The 13952-nt window shown below is 70.2% G+C and carries 14 protein-coding genes and 1 pseudogene; 8 read left to right on the top strand and 7 right to left on the bottom strand.

Annotated elements, in window-relative coordinates:
- Window positions 1-332: 332 nt before the first annotated feature.
- Window positions 333-800, top strand: a complete 468-nt coding sequence (locus ABZV94_RS26745; protein WP_356344538.1) for an SMI1/KNR4 family protein — start codon at window positions 333-335, stop codon at window positions 798-800.
- Window positions 801-917: 117 nt separating this feature from the next.
- Here the strand turns inward: ABZV94_RS26745 and ABZV94_RS26750 are convergent, their stop codons facing one another.
- Complete coding sequence (locus ABZV94_RS26750; protein WP_356344541.1) at window positions 918-1913, bottom strand: hypothetical protein; 996 nt, start codon at window positions 1911-1913, stop codon at window positions 918-920.
- A 174-nt stretch (window positions 1914-2087) separates the two neighbouring features.
- Between ABZV94_RS26750 and ABZV94_RS26755 the strand changes: the two are divergent.
- Window positions 2088-2294 (top strand): annotated as a pseudogene (locus ABZV94_RS26755) (hypothetical protein); the annotation flags it as partial.
- A 30-nt stretch (window positions 2295-2324) separates the two neighbouring features.
- On the opposite strand, the gene ABZV94_RS26760 reads toward ABZV94_RS26755, so the two are convergent.
- The gene (locus ABZV94_RS26760; RefSeq protein WP_356344543.1) at window positions 2325-2720 is read right to left on the bottom strand and encodes a VOC family protein; all 396 of its coding nucleotides are present in this window, start codon (window positions 2718-2720) and stop codon (window positions 2325-2327) included.
- Between the two features lie 304 nt (window positions 2721-3024).
- Entirely contained in the window at window positions 3025-3828 is an 804-nt protein-coding gene (locus tag ABZV94_RS26765; protein WP_356344546.1) for a helix-turn-helix transcriptional regulator, read from the bottom strand.
- Window positions 3829-3949: 121 nt separating this feature from the next.
- Here ABZV94_RS26765 and ABZV94_RS26770 point away from each other — a divergent pair, with 121 nt between their 5' ends.
- Together ABZV94_RS26770 and ABZV94_RS26775 are read left to right on the top strand one after the other, a co-directional pair.
- On the top strand, window positions 3950-4372 hold the full coding sequence (locus ABZV94_RS26770) for a hypothetical protein (RefSeq protein WP_356344548.1): 423 nt from the start codon (window positions 3950-3952) through the stop codon (window positions 4370-4372).
- Window positions 4369-5409, top strand: a complete 1041-nt coding sequence (locus tag ABZV94_RS26775; protein ID WP_356344550.1) for an NAD(P)-dependent alcohol dehydrogenase — start codon at window positions 4369-4371, stop codon at window positions 5407-5409. Before ABZV94_RS26770 ends, ABZV94_RS26775 begins: the two co-directional genes overlap by 4 nt.
- Window positions 5410-5660: 251 nt before the next feature.
- Here ABZV94_RS26775 and ABZV94_RS26780 read toward each other — a convergent pair whose 3' ends face one another.
- Window positions 5661-6359 (bottom strand): hypothetical protein, encoded by a 699-nt coding sequence (locus ABZV94_RS26780; RefSeq protein WP_356344552.1) that lies wholly within the window; start codon window positions 6357-6359, stop codon window positions 5661-5663.
- Between the two features lie 453 nt (window positions 6360-6812).
- Between ABZV94_RS26780 and ABZV94_RS26785 the strand changes: the two genes are divergently transcribed.
- Window positions 6813-7358 (top strand): GNAT family N-acetyltransferase, encoded by a 546-nt coding sequence (locus tag ABZV94_RS26785; RefSeq protein ID WP_356344607.1) that lies wholly within the window; start codon window positions 6813-6815, stop codon window positions 7356-7358.
- Window positions 7359-7505: 147 nt separating this feature from the next.
- On the opposite strand, the gene ABZV94_RS26790 is transcribed toward ABZV94_RS26785, so the two are convergent.
- Together ABZV94_RS26790 and ABZV94_RS26795 are read right to left on the bottom strand one after the other, a co-directional pair.
- Complete coding sequence (locus ABZV94_RS26790) at window positions 7506-8774, bottom strand: HEAT repeat domain-containing protein (protein WP_356344554.1); 1269 nt, start codon at window positions 8772-8774, stop codon at window positions 7506-7508.
- 593 nt (window positions 8775-9367) lie between these two features.
- Window positions 9368-10660, bottom strand: a complete 1293-nt coding sequence (locus ABZV94_RS26795) for a hypothetical protein (protein WP_356344557.1) — start codon at window positions 10658-10660, stop codon at window positions 9368-9370.
- Window positions 10661-10942: 282 nt separating this feature from the next.
- Between ABZV94_RS26795 and ABZV94_RS26800 the strand changes: the two genes are divergently transcribed.
- From ABZV94_RS26800 to ABZV94_RS26810, 3 genes are read left to right on the top strand one after another with little or no spacing between them, the layout of a single operon-like run.
- A complete protein-coding gene (locus ABZV94_RS26800) occupies window positions 10943-12007 on the top strand; it encodes an aromatic ring-hydroxylating dioxygenase subunit alpha (RefSeq protein ID WP_356344559.1) in 1065 nt (354 codons plus the stop codon).
- Window positions 12004-12186 carry a hypothetical protein gene (locus ABZV94_RS26805; protein WP_356344561.1) on the top strand — a complete coding sequence of 61 codons (183 nt, stop codon included), beginning with the start codon at window positions 12004-12006 and terminating at the stop codon, window positions 12184-12186. Before ABZV94_RS26800 ends, ABZV94_RS26805 begins: the two co-directional genes overlap by 4 nt.
- Window positions 12183-13118 carry a PDR/VanB family oxidoreductase gene (locus ABZV94_RS26810; RefSeq protein WP_356344563.1) on the top strand — a complete coding sequence of 312 codons (936 nt, stop codon included), beginning with the start codon at window positions 12183-12185 and terminating at the stop codon, window positions 13116-13118. Before ABZV94_RS26805 ends, ABZV94_RS26810 begins: the two co-directional genes overlap by 4 nt.
- 366 nt (window positions 13119-13484) lie before the next feature.
- Here the strand turns inward: ABZV94_RS26810 and ABZV94_RS26815 are convergent, their stop codons facing one another.
- Window positions 13485-13940 (bottom strand): MaoC family dehydratase, encoded by a 456-nt coding sequence (locus tag ABZV94_RS26815; RefSeq protein ID WP_356344566.1) that lies wholly within the window; start codon window positions 13938-13940, stop codon window positions 13485-13487.
- Window positions 13941-13952 lie beyond the last annotated feature (12 nt).

Here is a 13952-nt window from a genome sequence, read left to right on the forward strand (position 1 = left end):
GCGGGTGGGGCGGGGTGGTGTGGGGGGGCCCTGCCGGGGGGTGGCCTCGGGGGGGGGCCAACCGGCCCGGGACCCGGCCCGGCCGGCCGGCGGCCCGGCCGGGGGGACGGCGCGGCCGGGGGCGAAGTCACGGGGCGACGCGAATTGGGCATCTCACCTGCGGTTCTGTGCGTGCCGACACACGGGGTCCGCGGCCGGTGATACCTGTAAGGTTGGATGATGCGATGTCGGGTGCGACAGCCCTCCTGAGCGAAGTCTTTCCTGTGGATGTCCGTCGCTGCCCTTTGGGCTGGCCGGCACTTCAAGCCTGGGAAGAGGACCACGGAGTGGTGTTGCCGGAGCCGTATCGCACCTTCGTCGCCGAGGTCGCGAACGGCACCGACGACGGCCCGCCGGACGCGGGCGGTCTGCTGGCGCTGGGCGAGAACCCGCAGGGCTGGACCGAATGGGAAGCGGAGTGCTGGATGAGCCCGCACCCCTTCGATGCCACCGCTGCGCGCCAGTTCGAAGATCCCTTCCCCCTCCAAGAGGAATGGCAGTGGGAGTACGAGTACTACGACCACAGCCTCCACTCACCGTTGCTGCACCAGACCTACACCCACGGCTCGGTGCTCCTGGGCAGCGACCGGCCCGGGGAGTACTGGACTTTGGTGGTGACCGGAGCACAACGCGGCCAGGTGTGGTGGCTACGCGACGGCTGTGCCACACCGTATGCCGCTACGCCCTCCGAGCACTCCGGAGGCTTCCTGCGCTGGGTGAGGGACTGGCACACCCGACAGGGATGGTGGAAAACCGACTAGCACCCAGGACAACCACTACGCAGGCTCACCGAACGACAACACAGTCGTCCCCACCGGCTTGCCTGGACTCGGGCGCGGACCGAAGCGCCCGCCAAAACCGGCTGAGCGCTGCACGGTTCAGCTCGATGGTCCTCCACCCCAAGGATCGTCAAGCGCTGTTTCGGGGACGTTAGCCGCGAGCATTTCGTCGATGCAGCTGCGCAGCCCGACGCCGGTGGGGTCGATCCAGGTGAGCCATGGCACCGGCTGGAGCAGGCCGTCGTATGGGCGGGTGCCGGGGTCGGTGAGGAGGGCGCGGAGCTCGTCGGGGACAGGGTCGGTGACCAGGCACAGCCAGGCCAGGCCGGCGCCGATGCGGACCTCGGGCGGTCGTCCGGGATCCGACCACAGGCCCCGGGCCCACTGGGGAGCGTGTTCATCCTGGTGTTCGCGGGCGAGTTGGGCGATCGCCAGGATCAGGCTCACCCGGACTACCGCATCGTCTTCCTTCGCCAGCCTGGACTGCAGAGCAGAGGAGACGTGTGGAAGCTCGCCGGTCGCCGCCGCCAGGACGTAGGCGGTCACGGAGCGGACCTCGGGGTCGGGGTCGGAGAGAAGCGGGAGCAGAAGGTGCAGGTCGTCCGTGACGGCCTGACGGGCGGCCTGGATTGTCCAGTCCACCGGGCACATCGTGCTGCCCTCGATCATCAACGGCTCCTCGGCGACCTGGAGCAGGCCTTCCCGCGATCCGTCCCCCATGTGCTGACACCGGCCGATCTCGGCGACCAGGCGAAGGGTCCGGGCACGGAGTTCGGGGTGCGCGGTCGCCGCGATCCGGAGCAGGAACGGCACCGCCATTGCTCCCACCGCGATCGTGCCGCCCTGGTGGTGAAGACTCGTCCAGAGCTGCCGCAAGGCCCTGTCGGCAGTTTCGGCGTCCCGGGACGCGAGCACGGCGAGCAGGCCGGGGATCTCCTCGCCCGGTCCGTAGAAGTGCCGGAACCGCTGCCAGGGGACCTCGTCGTACCTGAACCCGTCCTTGACCTCCCGCGGGATCGCGCTGACGGTCGCCCGCACGTCGCAATCCGTGCCGATCCACCGTTCCGGCCAGTCGTCCCAACGGTCATCGTCCATGGCTTGGCCTTCCAGTCCATCGGCAGCAGCCGAACGCCGGGAGTCTGACGACCGGTGATCAAGAGACGGACCGCTTCTGCCGCACCCGGTGGCACCGCGCCACGGCGACGTCATTCCTCGTGAGCATCTGCGGCACTCAAGATCGCCAATTGTTGCCCAAACTGCTGATCATCGCTGCTGCTTCACGTGAACGAAGCCTACCGGGCCCACCAGGAGGTGATGGCTCTCGTGGAGGTCGCGCGAACGGATCCGCGTGCCTGACCCGATGTGCGCGACCCGGGCTCCGTGGAGGAGATCCGGGAGGCGTTCGGCCGGCGGTGCTGGATTCAGTACATGCCGCACTCCGGCGCGATCGAGGTCCGTGACATCGGGCGGTGGGCTGATCACTTGGGTATGAGGCCGAGTGATCACCTAATCGGACGGTGCCAGGGAGCGCACGACGTCGAACTCGTTGCCCTCGGGATCGGCCATGACCACCCAGCTCCGGCCAGGGCCCTGGCCCACGTCCACCTTTGTGGCACCAAGGCCAACCAGCCTGGCCACCTCGTCGGCGGTACTGCCGTCGATCGGGCTGACGTCCAGGTGGAGCCGGTTCTTCACGGTCTTGTCCTCGGGGACCTGGATGAAGAGCAGGGTGGGCGGCATCTGGCGGGCCCGGACCTCCTCGACGGAGGGCTCCCAGGAACCGATCTCGACCTTGCCCTCGCTCCGGTCGATCACCTTGAAGCCCAGGACCGCGCACCAGAAGGCCGCGAGCCGCTCCGGATCGTGGCAGTCGACAACCAACTCGGTGAACCTACTGGTCATTACTCCCCCAGACAGTGCGGACGAGGGCTCAGCCTAGGGGGCCGCGCCACTCCTCCGCTCCGGAATCGCTACGACCACCAACCCTTGGACTCGATCACCTAGCCGAGGCTATGGGCGCCGTTTCCTGGCGGTAAGCAGGGTGCCCGGCGTATGACAGGGTCGGGCTGCAGAACAGCATCCGGCCATCCACGTCGGTGAGCACCACGGTCTTGGCGGCGTTCCGCTTGCTCTTGCCGGAGAAGTGCGCGAGGGCATGACGGGTGGGCGCTTTGGTAGCTGCGCGGAGCTGTGCCGGGCGGATCGGTCACCGCTTGAGGAGTTCGGCCAGGATGGCGCTGGTCGCTTGGTCAGCCGGTAGGAACGCCTCGAGTCGTAGTTCGGCGATGGTGACGTCGATGGCGGTGCCGAAGTGGGTGAGCGTGGTGATGAGCGTCAGCTCCCTGCCGTCGGCCGGATCATGTGCCCGGAGGCGCAGCGGTACGGCGAAGCCGAGGTGGTGCGGTGACTCGCGTGGACGTGATGGTGCCAGTTCGGTGAGTTCGGAGGCCAGGTGTCGGAGTTGGTCGTCCGGGTTGCGCACGATCTCGGCCTGGATGCGGTCGATGATGTGCCACGCCCACTCGTCGAGGTTGACGATGCGTGGCGCGAGGCCCTGCGGATGCAGCAACACCCGGGGAACGCTCACCGGCGGTATGAGCAGATGCGGGGCCACACCGGCGGTGAGCGCGTGGAAGGCGGCGTTGGCCGAGACGAGGTCACCGTGCCGGTCGACGACCACCGCCGGGTACGGCAGGTGGCCGTGCAGGATCCGTTCGAGGGCGGTGCGAATCGGCTCGAGTTGGGGGTCGTCCAGGCGGGTCTGCGGGTAGACCGGTGCGAATCCGGCCGCGAGGAGCAGTTCATTGCGCTCGCGGATCGGCACCTCCAGGGATTCGGCCAGCCGGATGATCATTGATCGGCCGGGGGTCGACCGTCCGCTCTCGATGAAGCTGACGTGCCGCTGCGTGGTTCCGGCACGCATGGCCAGTTCCAGCTGGCTGACGCGCCGCCGGCTCCGCCACTCACGCAACGCTCCGGCGAGCCCGCCTCTGGTCGATTCGCTGATCACTCCTCTTGTGTAACCCGCTCGGCTGTCGATCCGCGATTCCCTGCGAGGAATTGCCGCGCGACGGCCGGCGGCAGCACGGTCGTTGCCGCACGCCGACCATTCGCAACCGAGGGGAACAACCATGGCCGACATTGACATCCGCGACCTCACCGACCGCTACGTTGCCGTGTGGAACGAATCCGATGCGAAGCGACGCCGCGCCGCGATTCGCGAGCTGTGGTCCGCCGATGCGGTCCATGTGCTGCAGCCTCCCAAGGAGATCCTGCAGACCGCTGAAGGGCTGGGCTTCGGTCGTCTCCTGTTGGAGGCGCGCGGGCATCAGGCGTTGGAGTTCCGAGTGACGCGCGCCTACGAGGAGTTCGTCGCGCCGGGCACCTTCGTCTTCCGGTCGCGCGGCAACACCGACAGGCTCCACGATGTCGTCAAGTTCAACTGGGAGATGGCGCCCCGGGACGGTGGTGAGGTCGCCGGCGTCGGGCTGGAGATCCTCATGCTCGGCCTCGACGGCCGTATCGTCAGCGACTACCAGTTCATCGAAGGATGACCGCGACGATGGCAATGCTCCCGTCCATGGTGCGCAGTTACCACATCGGCACCGGCAGCGGCATCGACGGCCTGTCGCTGCGCACGCACGACCCACGCACCCCCGGGAAGGGGGAGGTCGCGGTCGCGGTCCACGCCACCTCGCTCAGCTTCCGCGAACTTCTGGTACTACGAGGACAGTACGTGCTGCCCGTCAAACCGGGCGTCATACCGGTCTCGGACGGTGCCGGCGAGGTCGTCGCCGTCGGGCCGGATGTCCGGCGGGTGCGCCCAGGCGACCGCGTCACCGCCGCGCTGTTCCCGCGGTGGCTCGACGGCCCGCTGGAACCGGCATACCTGCCGCAACTGGGTGGCTCGCTCGACGGAATGCTGACCGAGCTGGCCATCCTCCCCCAGGACGCCCTCGTGCCCATCCCCGACCACCTGTCCTACGCCGAGGCGGCAACTCTTCCCTGCGCCGCCGTGACGGCATGGAACGCCCTGACGGGCGACGGCCGCGGAATCCAGCGCGGACAGACCGTGCTGGCGACCGGCTCCGGCGGCGTGTCGCTGTTCACGGTACAGTTCGCCAAACTCCTGGGCGCGAGAGTCATCGCCACGACAGGCCGCACGGACAAGGAACAGCGCCTTCGCGATCTGGGAGCAGACGACGTCATCAACTACCGCGAGATCCCGAACTGGCACACCGCCACCCGTGAACTCACCGCCGGGCGAGGGGTCGACCGCGTCGTCGACACCGCCGGAACGCTGGAGCAGTCGCTGAGGTCAGTCGCCGTCGACGGACATATCGCCTTCGTGGGGTCCGTGTCCGGCAACTGGCCACCGTTCGACCCTCGTCTGCTGTTCGGCGTCGCCGCTACGGTCCGGGCGTTGGCCGTCGGCAGTCGCGCTCAGTTCACCTCAATGAACGACGTCATCACCGCGCATCAGCTCCGGCCAGTCATCGACCGGGTGTTCCCGTTCGAAGAGGCCATGGCAGCGTACCGGTACTACGAATCGGCCAGCCCGTTCGGAAAGGTGATCATCAGGATCAGGTAGCCGGCGAGCGTGCGTGGTCGGGGGAATCCCGCGCACGCTCGGTCGACGGCAGGCCAGTACGCGTCCTGCGCGCTAGAAAGCCTGCCGAACCAGCGCGTAGGCGGCCCGCTCCCCCGGCGGGTGCCCCTGCCTCTCTTCGTAGTCAGCCACGAGCAGGGACGAGTGACTTCCAAGCTCACGCACCCCGCGCACCCCGTGCACCGACTTGACTCACCGGCGGCGGCGCGGTCGCTGGAGGCTCGAACGGGCTGCTACCCGTCCCGCCAGGCACCCACGGTCCAGAAGACCGCGAAGCCCGTCCACACGATGGCGAACGCCCAGACCGTGGGGTGGCCGCCGAACAGTGCCATGGAGCCGAGCCAGCCGACCCCGACGGCCACGAACAGCAAGCCGAAGTTGGGGAAGGCGAAGAGGCCGGAGAGCCGCCCGCTCACCAATGCCCATGCGCCACCCGCCAGGATCAGGCAGCCCAGCGCGAGCCACGGGAGAACCGCCTGCTGCGAGGAGGGCGCGTAGGAGTCGATGTGGCCGCGAACCCTCAGCTCCACGACGTCCCCCTGCCACAGCCGGACTTCGGCGTGGTCACCCTTCCTGGCGTCGTCGTACGTCTCCGACCCCACGGCCAACCAGGTTGTACCCCCTGGCCGTTGGACCTTCAGGTCGTAGTGCGTCGTACAGGTCGTACCGCCGCCTCCGCCGCCTGCGGTGGTCACCCCGCCAGCCGTCACACCGCCGATGGAGCCACCGGCGGTGTTCATACCGCCTCCGGCCGTGATGCCTCCGGTGGTGGTGCCTCCCGTCGTGCCGCCGCTCGTGCCGTTGGACGTGCAGCGCTCACCCGTCCACCGGTCGAGCACCGTGCCCGCCTCGCGCCGCACGCACGGTTCCCCCTCATCCCCGTCCCCGCTCCGGTCCCCGCCCTGGCAGACCGGTGCGTCGCGGTACTCCATGGTCGCTCCGTAGCCTTCAGCGACCTGCTGACCGCAGAGCAGGACTCCCCATCCGGCCGCGAGGAGGAGCAGTCCCCGTAACCAGTGGGGCAGCCGCCCGCGATGCGGAACGCTGCCGTACCCCCTGCCTTTCACCCGGCTGTAATCCCCGTTCGGCTGAGTTCTCATGCGCCGGCTGGGTGCTCGCCGTACCCCCTGTCCGCGCGGCCACGTCCGCTGCCGTGAGGGTGTGCAGCTCCCCCGGAGGTGGTCGGCGGTTCGATGCCTGGCTCGGGTCATACGTCCGCCGCCTGCAGTCCGGCACGGGCGGGTTGCGTTGACACCCGACGAGGAGGGGCTCGACCCGGTGACTGTTCCTCACCGCCTCCCGCCAGCAGGCCCAGGTATGGCACCGCGTAGCCTCCGGAGGAGCACGCGCCGACAGCGGCTGAGCGTTCGGGGAGCGGCCTTATGGTGATCACGTGGCGTCGGGTCCAGGAGCGGGACTTCCCCCTGCTGCGGACGTGGCTGGAGCAGCCGCATGTGAAGCGCTGGTGGAATCACGAGACCACGGTGGAAGCGGTGGCGCGCGACTTCGGGCCCGCCGCCCGCGGGCAGGAGCCCTCGGAGGATCTGCTCGCACTCCTCGACGGCCGTCCGGTCGGTCTCGTGCAGCGTGCACGCCTGCTCGACTACCCGGATTACCTGGCCGAGCTGGCGGCCCTCGTCCGCGTACCCGACGGCGCGATGACCATCGACTACCTGGTCGGCGATCCCCACCGAACCGGCCAGGGCGTCGGAACGGCGATGATCCGTGACGTCATCGTGCGGACCTGGGACGAGCACCCGGACGCCCCGTGTGTTCTCGTCCCTGTGGTGGCGGCCAACCGCGCTTCGTGGCGGGCGCTCGAACGGGCAGGGATGCGCCGGGTCGGAGTCGGAGACCTGGAGCCCGACAACCCGGTCGACGACCGGACCCACTACCTCTATCCCATCGACCGTCCGGGGACCGGCGACTGAGGGTCAGGTCCTGCGTGAACGCGGTCTCGCAGGACCGCAGCCGTTCGTGGATGTGCCGGCCAGCCCAGGCCGAGCATGTGCCCGATCTTCCGCCGTGTCTCCGGGTCCGGGTCCTCGACAGCGCGGACGCTGACCAGCGCCACCCCCTCATCCTCGTCGGCCTTGACCACCCACCAACGCGGAGAACCTCACATCGGGGTCCGGATCGGCGACGGCGCGTCGGCGGAACAGTTCCTGCACGCCGTCGTGGTCGCTCCAGCGGAGGCCCAGCACCTTCACGGCCTGTGCGCGGGCGTCCTTGCCAGGCTGGTCCGAGGCTGCCCGCATGAGGGTGTCGCGGACGTCCTCGCGGTGGGCCCAGTGTTCGCACAGCACGTGCAGCACCGCGTGCCCGTAGCGGTGCGAGGGGTCCGCGGCGATACCCAGCATGAGGGCTCCGACGTCGGCGCGGTCCATCCACCGCGTCGCCAGTACCTTCACGGCGGCGCTGCCGACGACATGGTCCTCGTGCTCGGTGACCAGCCGGATCAGGACCGCGCGGGCGTCGTCGCGGTCGGGCCAGTGATCCCGCAACTCGTCGAGCAAAGTGGCGCTGGTATAGCGGTGCGGGTGATCGGCGGAGGCCAGGAGCAGCTGGTGAATGTCCTCCCGAGCGGGCCAGTGCTGCGCCAGGCCCCGCAGGATGGTCGCGCGGGTCCATCCGTCCGCAACGCCGGCGCAGGACCGGACCAGAAGGTCGCGGATCTCCGGTCGCCCGGCCCACTGCTCGGCCAGCACGCGCAGGGCATGCTGCCGGACGCTCTCGTGCGGATCATCGGTGGCTGCGCCGATGAGGCCGCTGAGGGCGTCCTCATCAGCGCGGAAGCGCCTGCCCACCACCTCCACGGCAGCGCCACGCACCTCTTCATCCGCGTCCTCGTGCGTGCGGCGCAGGATCAGCTCTCGGACGCGCTCGTGCACGCGCCGTTGCAGTTCCCGAGGCAGGTGGACAGGTGGGGGGTCAGCCCGCACGGCCGGGGGGACGAACACCTCCGGCAGCCGCACCTCCGACGGCGCCTCCCCCGCCGGGGCGAGCACCTCCAGGTCCAGGCGTCCGTACACCTCCAGTGCGCGGTCCCCGTAGAGGGCAACGGCGTCGGCGACCTTCTGTTCGGCGGGCGAGCGTGCGGATGGGGCTTTGCGGTCCCGCGCCCTGACCGCGTCTCCGTAGCGCTTCAGGGCGACCCGCACGTCGTCGTCGCCCCCGCCGAGAGCGCGCACGAGCCGCGTCAACTGCCCCTCGTCGGCGGGGAGCGCACCGTTGGTTCCCCGCAGCAGCGCATTGACCCGTGAGCGGGCGGAGAGGCCCATGCCTTGCGCGACATCGGCCATGCTCTTCACGCCGTTGGCGAGGTGCACGGCGTCGAGCAACTCCAACAGCCGGCGGTGCGGCCCGGGTTCAGGCCAGTCGGAGCGGTTGATCCTCCTGCCTCGTCCCACGCTGCCTCCCTTCCCTACGCGGTACGGGGGCAGGTGCGGGGTGTTCTCCCCCGTCCTGCGCGCGTTCTCTCCGCGCACGCCCACCCTGGTGCCTGCCTGCGGCAGCATAGGCCGCCCAGCGCACAGAACGCGGCAGAACTCCGCCTGTCTCCCTGCCCGGTCAGGCTGCGTACACCAACGGGGATCCGGCCGGCCCCTCCACTACGTAGGAGCCCGGCGCCGCCGCGCCCGTGTCTTGAGGGTCACCTCGGTGAACCGCCGGACGCGGGCGCGCGTGTCCGTGGTGCGAGGCTTCCGGTGGACGGTGGGTCAGGTGCGCGGCGGAAGTCGGGTCCGGCGCGCGCCGGACCCGTCGGCGGCGGCTGCGACGGCCGGGCGCAGCGCTGTCAGAGCCCGTCCCCCCCTCGCCCTCGGTCGGCGCGGGCAGAGGGGACGTCTCGTCTCTTGTCAGTGATCGGCACGTCGTAGCGCTCGGCCATGCCCGGCAGCGCATCCGTGTCGGTGTGCTCGACGGGGTGATGCGGTGGTCGTCAGGCGGGCGGCACCAGGGAGAAGACCACGCGCTTCCCGGTGGTCGTGTTCTCCCGCTCGTTGAGCCCCCACAGGCGCCCGGACGACGGGGCGTAGGAGAGGTTCTGGGTCAGCGGCGGGGCATGGGTGAGGACGTGCGGCGCGGCGCCCGGCAGGGCCCGGTGGATGCAGTACGGCACGTCGGAGTCGGTGGTGCCCGCCGTCTCGGGGCACTCGCCGCTGAAGTAGTAATAGGTGCCGTCCGTGGCGGCTCCCTGCACCTTCCAGATCGGCACGGTGTAGGCACCGGTCGCCGTGACCGTCCCGGTGTAGTCGTTCGCGGTGTCGGTGTCCGGGAGCGCCGTGCTCGCGTTCAGCGGCCAGCGGATCAGCGGCCCGCCGCCCTTGGTGGCGATCTGTGAGGTGACCAGGGCGTCCGGTGAGGACGACCGGTCCAGGCTGAGCGAGGTCAGGCACGGCCGCGTGGCGTCGCAGGGGTCGCCGGTGTTGCCGGTGAAGTAGACGCCGACCATGGGCAGCGCCCAGTTGTGGTAGCGGGCCGAGGACTTGCCGTTGCCCAGGATGCCGACCTGGTCGGTGGAGGTGTCGCTCATCTTCCACAGGTGCCGCAGGTCGTAGACCTGTATCTGGTGCCCGGTGGCGACGAAGAGCTTGTTGCCGTACCAGGTGACACCGTCCGCATGGCCGCTGAGCACGTCCGTCCCGGACCGGTCGCCGGCCCCGCCCACCGGGCGGAACGTGTAGCCGCTCCCGGTGGAGTACGGGTCGACGAGCAGCACGTGCTGGTAGGTGACCGAGGTGCCGGTCGACTCCGCGATGGTGATCCGCGCGTAGGCGTTGTCGGTGTAGTGCCAGGAGGCGATGTAGAGGTAGTGGCCGTTCCACGTGCCGCTCGGCTGGGCGTCGTGCGAACCCGTCAGTCCCTGGGGCGTCCAGTCGGCGGAGGTGTCGTCGGCCTGGTCCCAGCAGAAGCCGTCGTACTTCAGTGAGCCGTCGAGGTTGGTGTTGTGGCACAGCGCGGCGCGCCCGGCGTGGCCGCCGTCGGCGAGCACCTGGTCGGGCGAGGTGCGCACGGAGACGCTCCCCGATGCCTCGATCTGCTGGATCGCGGCGCCGCGGTTCGTGAAGTCCCCCGCGCGCATCGTGAACCCGCTGGGGTCGATCGGGGCCAGGACGGAGGCGGCCGCCGCCGGATGAGCCACGGACAGGGTGACCACCGAGAGCAGCAGGGCCAGGCACGCGCCGACCGCCCCGCTCCACCGGTGGTTTGTTCCCCACATGATTCTGTTCATGTGCGCTGACGCTACATCAGGCGCCTTGCGGGGCACGGAGGATGTTCGGGGCTGCGGTCCGGGGTGCCCGGAGCGGGAAGCGGACGGGTGTGCCCGCTGCCTCACTGCCGGCGCGGGCTGCGGGAGGGCGGCAGGCGCCGGGGCACCGATGCCGTCACAGCATGAAGGTGGACCGTGAGCAGGGCGTTCGTATCGTCTCTTCCGTGGGGCGGAAGCCGTGTTGCGCCCGTGTGGAGGCTCTCCCGACGATGGCGCCACCACGAGAGACGGGAGCCGACCCCCATGCCTCACATGACCGCCTTCGCCAGGAACCAGTGGTACGTCGCCGCCTACAGCCACGAGGTCGGGCGCGAGTTGCTCGGCCGGACGATCCTCGGTGAGCCGCTCGTCCTCTACCGCACCGAGGAGGACGGCACCGCGGTCGCGCTGGCCGACCGCTGTGTCCACCGCCGCTTCCCCCTCTCGGAGAGCCGGCTCGACGGGGACCGCATCGTGTGCGGGTACCACGGGTTCACCTACGACACGACGGGCGCCTGCGTGTACGTGCCGGGGCAGAAGCGGATCCCGCGCACGGCCCGGGTCGCCTCGTACCCGGTCGCCGAGCAGGACTCCCTGGTGTGGGTGTGGATCGGCGACCCGGCGCTCGCCGACGCGGGGACCATTCCGCGGGCCCGGCACCTGGACTCCCCGGACTGGGTCACGGTGCGCGGCATGGAACCGATCGACGCCGACTACGGCCTGCTGGTGGACAACCTCCTCGACCTGTCCCACGAGACGTATCTGCACGGCGGCTACATCGGCACCCCGGAGGTCGCCGAGACGCCGATCACCACCGAGGTCGACGAGGGCGCCGGCATCGTGCGGGTCAGCCGGCACATGGACGACGCCGCGTGCCCGCCCTTCTACGCCCGCTCCACCGGCATCGAGGGCCGTATCACCCGCTGGCAGGACATCGAGTACCACGCGCCCTGTCTCTACCTGCTGCACAGCCGGATCGCGCCGGTCGGCGTGCTGCCCCAGCCGGACGGCAGCGACCCGAACGGCTTCCACACCGAGATCACCTATGCGATCACCCCGTCCACCGACGGCAAGGTGTACGACTTCTGGGCCGTCTCCCGGGACTTCGCGAAGGACGACGAGGAAGTCACCACGTTCCTGCACGACTTCAACCACACGGTCGTCATGCAGGACGTCGACGCGCTCAACCTGCTGCAGAAGACACTCGGCACCGAGCGGGCCGGCTACCAGGAGCTGAGCATCAACATCGACACGGGTGGTCTCGCCGCCCGCCGTATCCTCGCCCGGCTGGTCGAGGAGAGCGACAAGCCGGTGGAGCAGGTCCGGTGAGCACGCCGTCCGCCGCCGTGCACCGCGAGGTCTACCGCATCGACTGGCTCCCGGGCACCGACGTCCTGCACGGCACCTGCCACTGCGGCGCCGAGAACACCGCCGAGGACCCGGTGCGGATGTGGGAGTGGATGCTCGCGCACCCCGAAGGACACCAGCCCGGAGGAACCACCTCATGACCGTGTACGAAGCCGAACTCGTCGTCGACCGCCGCGAGCCGGCGGCCGAGGGCGTGCTCGCCCTCACCCTGCGCCATCCGCTGGGCGAGGAGCTGCCGGCCTGGGAGCCGGGTGCCCATGTCGACGTCCTGCTCGGTCCGGGCCTCGAGCGGCAGTACTCGCTGTGCGGCGATCCCGCGGACCGGAACCTGTGGCGGATCGCCGTGCTCCGCGAGGCCGACGGGCGGGGCGGCTCGGCACATGTCCACGAGCGGGTGCGCGAGGGCGACAAGGTACGGGTGCGGGGGCCGCGCAACCACTTCCCCCTGCAACCCTCCCCGCGCTACCGGTTCATCGCGGGCGGCATCGGCATCACGCCCGTCCTGCCGATGCTCGCCGCTGCCGAGGCGGCGGGCGCCGAGTGGAGCCTGCTGTACGGCGGCCGGACGCGCCGCTCCATGGCGTTCACCGCGGAGCTGGAACGGTACGGGCACCGGGTCACGGTCGCGCCGCAGGACGAGACCGGGCTGCTGGACCTGGGCCCGGTACTGGACGACCTGCCCGACGGCACGCTCGTCTACTGCTGCGGCCCGGACCCGCTGCTGGACGCGGTGGAGCGGCGCTGCCCGGCCGGGACGCTGCGCGTCGAGCGGTTCCGGCCCAAGGAGCAACCCGTCGGAGAAGAAGGCGCGTTCGAGGTCGTCCTGAAGCGGAGCGGCCGTACGCTCACCGTCCCGCCGCGGGTGTCCATCCTCGACACCGTGCGTGCCGCGGGCGTCGAGGTGCTCTACTCCTGCACCGAGGGCACCTGCGGCACCTGCGAGACCGACGTCCTGGAGGGCACACCGGAGCACCGGGACTCGGTCCTGACGGACGAGGAGCGGGAATCCGGCGAGACCATGATGATCTGCGTGTCCCGGTGCCGGGGCGGGCGGTTGGTGCTCGATCTGTGACGGACCCCTCTGGTCACCCAAGGCGCGCCCCCGCTGCCGGGCGTCCCGGCAGCCGCCGGTCCCGCGCGAGTGGCTGGTGCTCGCGTCCGACTGGCGGCTGCCGGCGGAGGGGTACGCCTGGGTGACGGACACGCTCTCTGTCGCAGGCGAGGAGCGCGGCGCCCGCCGCCGGCGCCGCGAAGGCGGCCGGTACCACGCGGACCTGCCCGCTGCGCGAAGGCCGGCGGGCAGGTCGCGACGGGGCGCCAGGAGGACTCCCGTGTGCCTGGTGTTCCGTCGCCGGGGCAACTTCGCCCGGGGCGGTGACGTGCGCCCCGCGCACTGCCTCGGGCAGGGCACCCCAGGCCCCGGGCGGAGTCCTCCCGGTCAGACGTAGAACCGCGACAGGCTCTGCAGGACAGCCGCGGGCTTGCCGCCGCCGTCGATCTCCATCGTGCCGTCCACGGCGATCTGCACCCCGCCCGGTACGTCCTCCACCGAGGCGAGCTTCGCGACCAGCCGGATGCGGGAGCCGACCTTCACCGGTGCGGGGAAACGCACCTTGTTCAGACCGTAGTTGACCTTCGTCGACACGCCCTCGACCTCCAGCAGCTCGGTGAAGAGCGGGATGAAGAGGGAGAGGGTCAGATAGCCGTGTGCGATGGGTGCGCCGAACGGGCCGTCCTGCGCCTTTTCCGGGTCGACGTGGATCCACTGGTGGTCGCCGGTGGCGTCGGCGAAGGTGTTGATCCGCTCCTGCGTGACCTCGATCCACTCGCTGGTGCCGAGGTCGCCGCCGGCGAGCTTCCTGAGTTCGTCGAGGCCGTTGACGGTGATGCTCATCTATGGTCCTTG

The organism is Streptomyces sp. NPDC004658 (assembly GCF_040609555.1).
GTDB lineage: Bacteria > Actinomycetota > Actinomycetes > Streptomycetales > Streptomycetaceae > Streptomyces.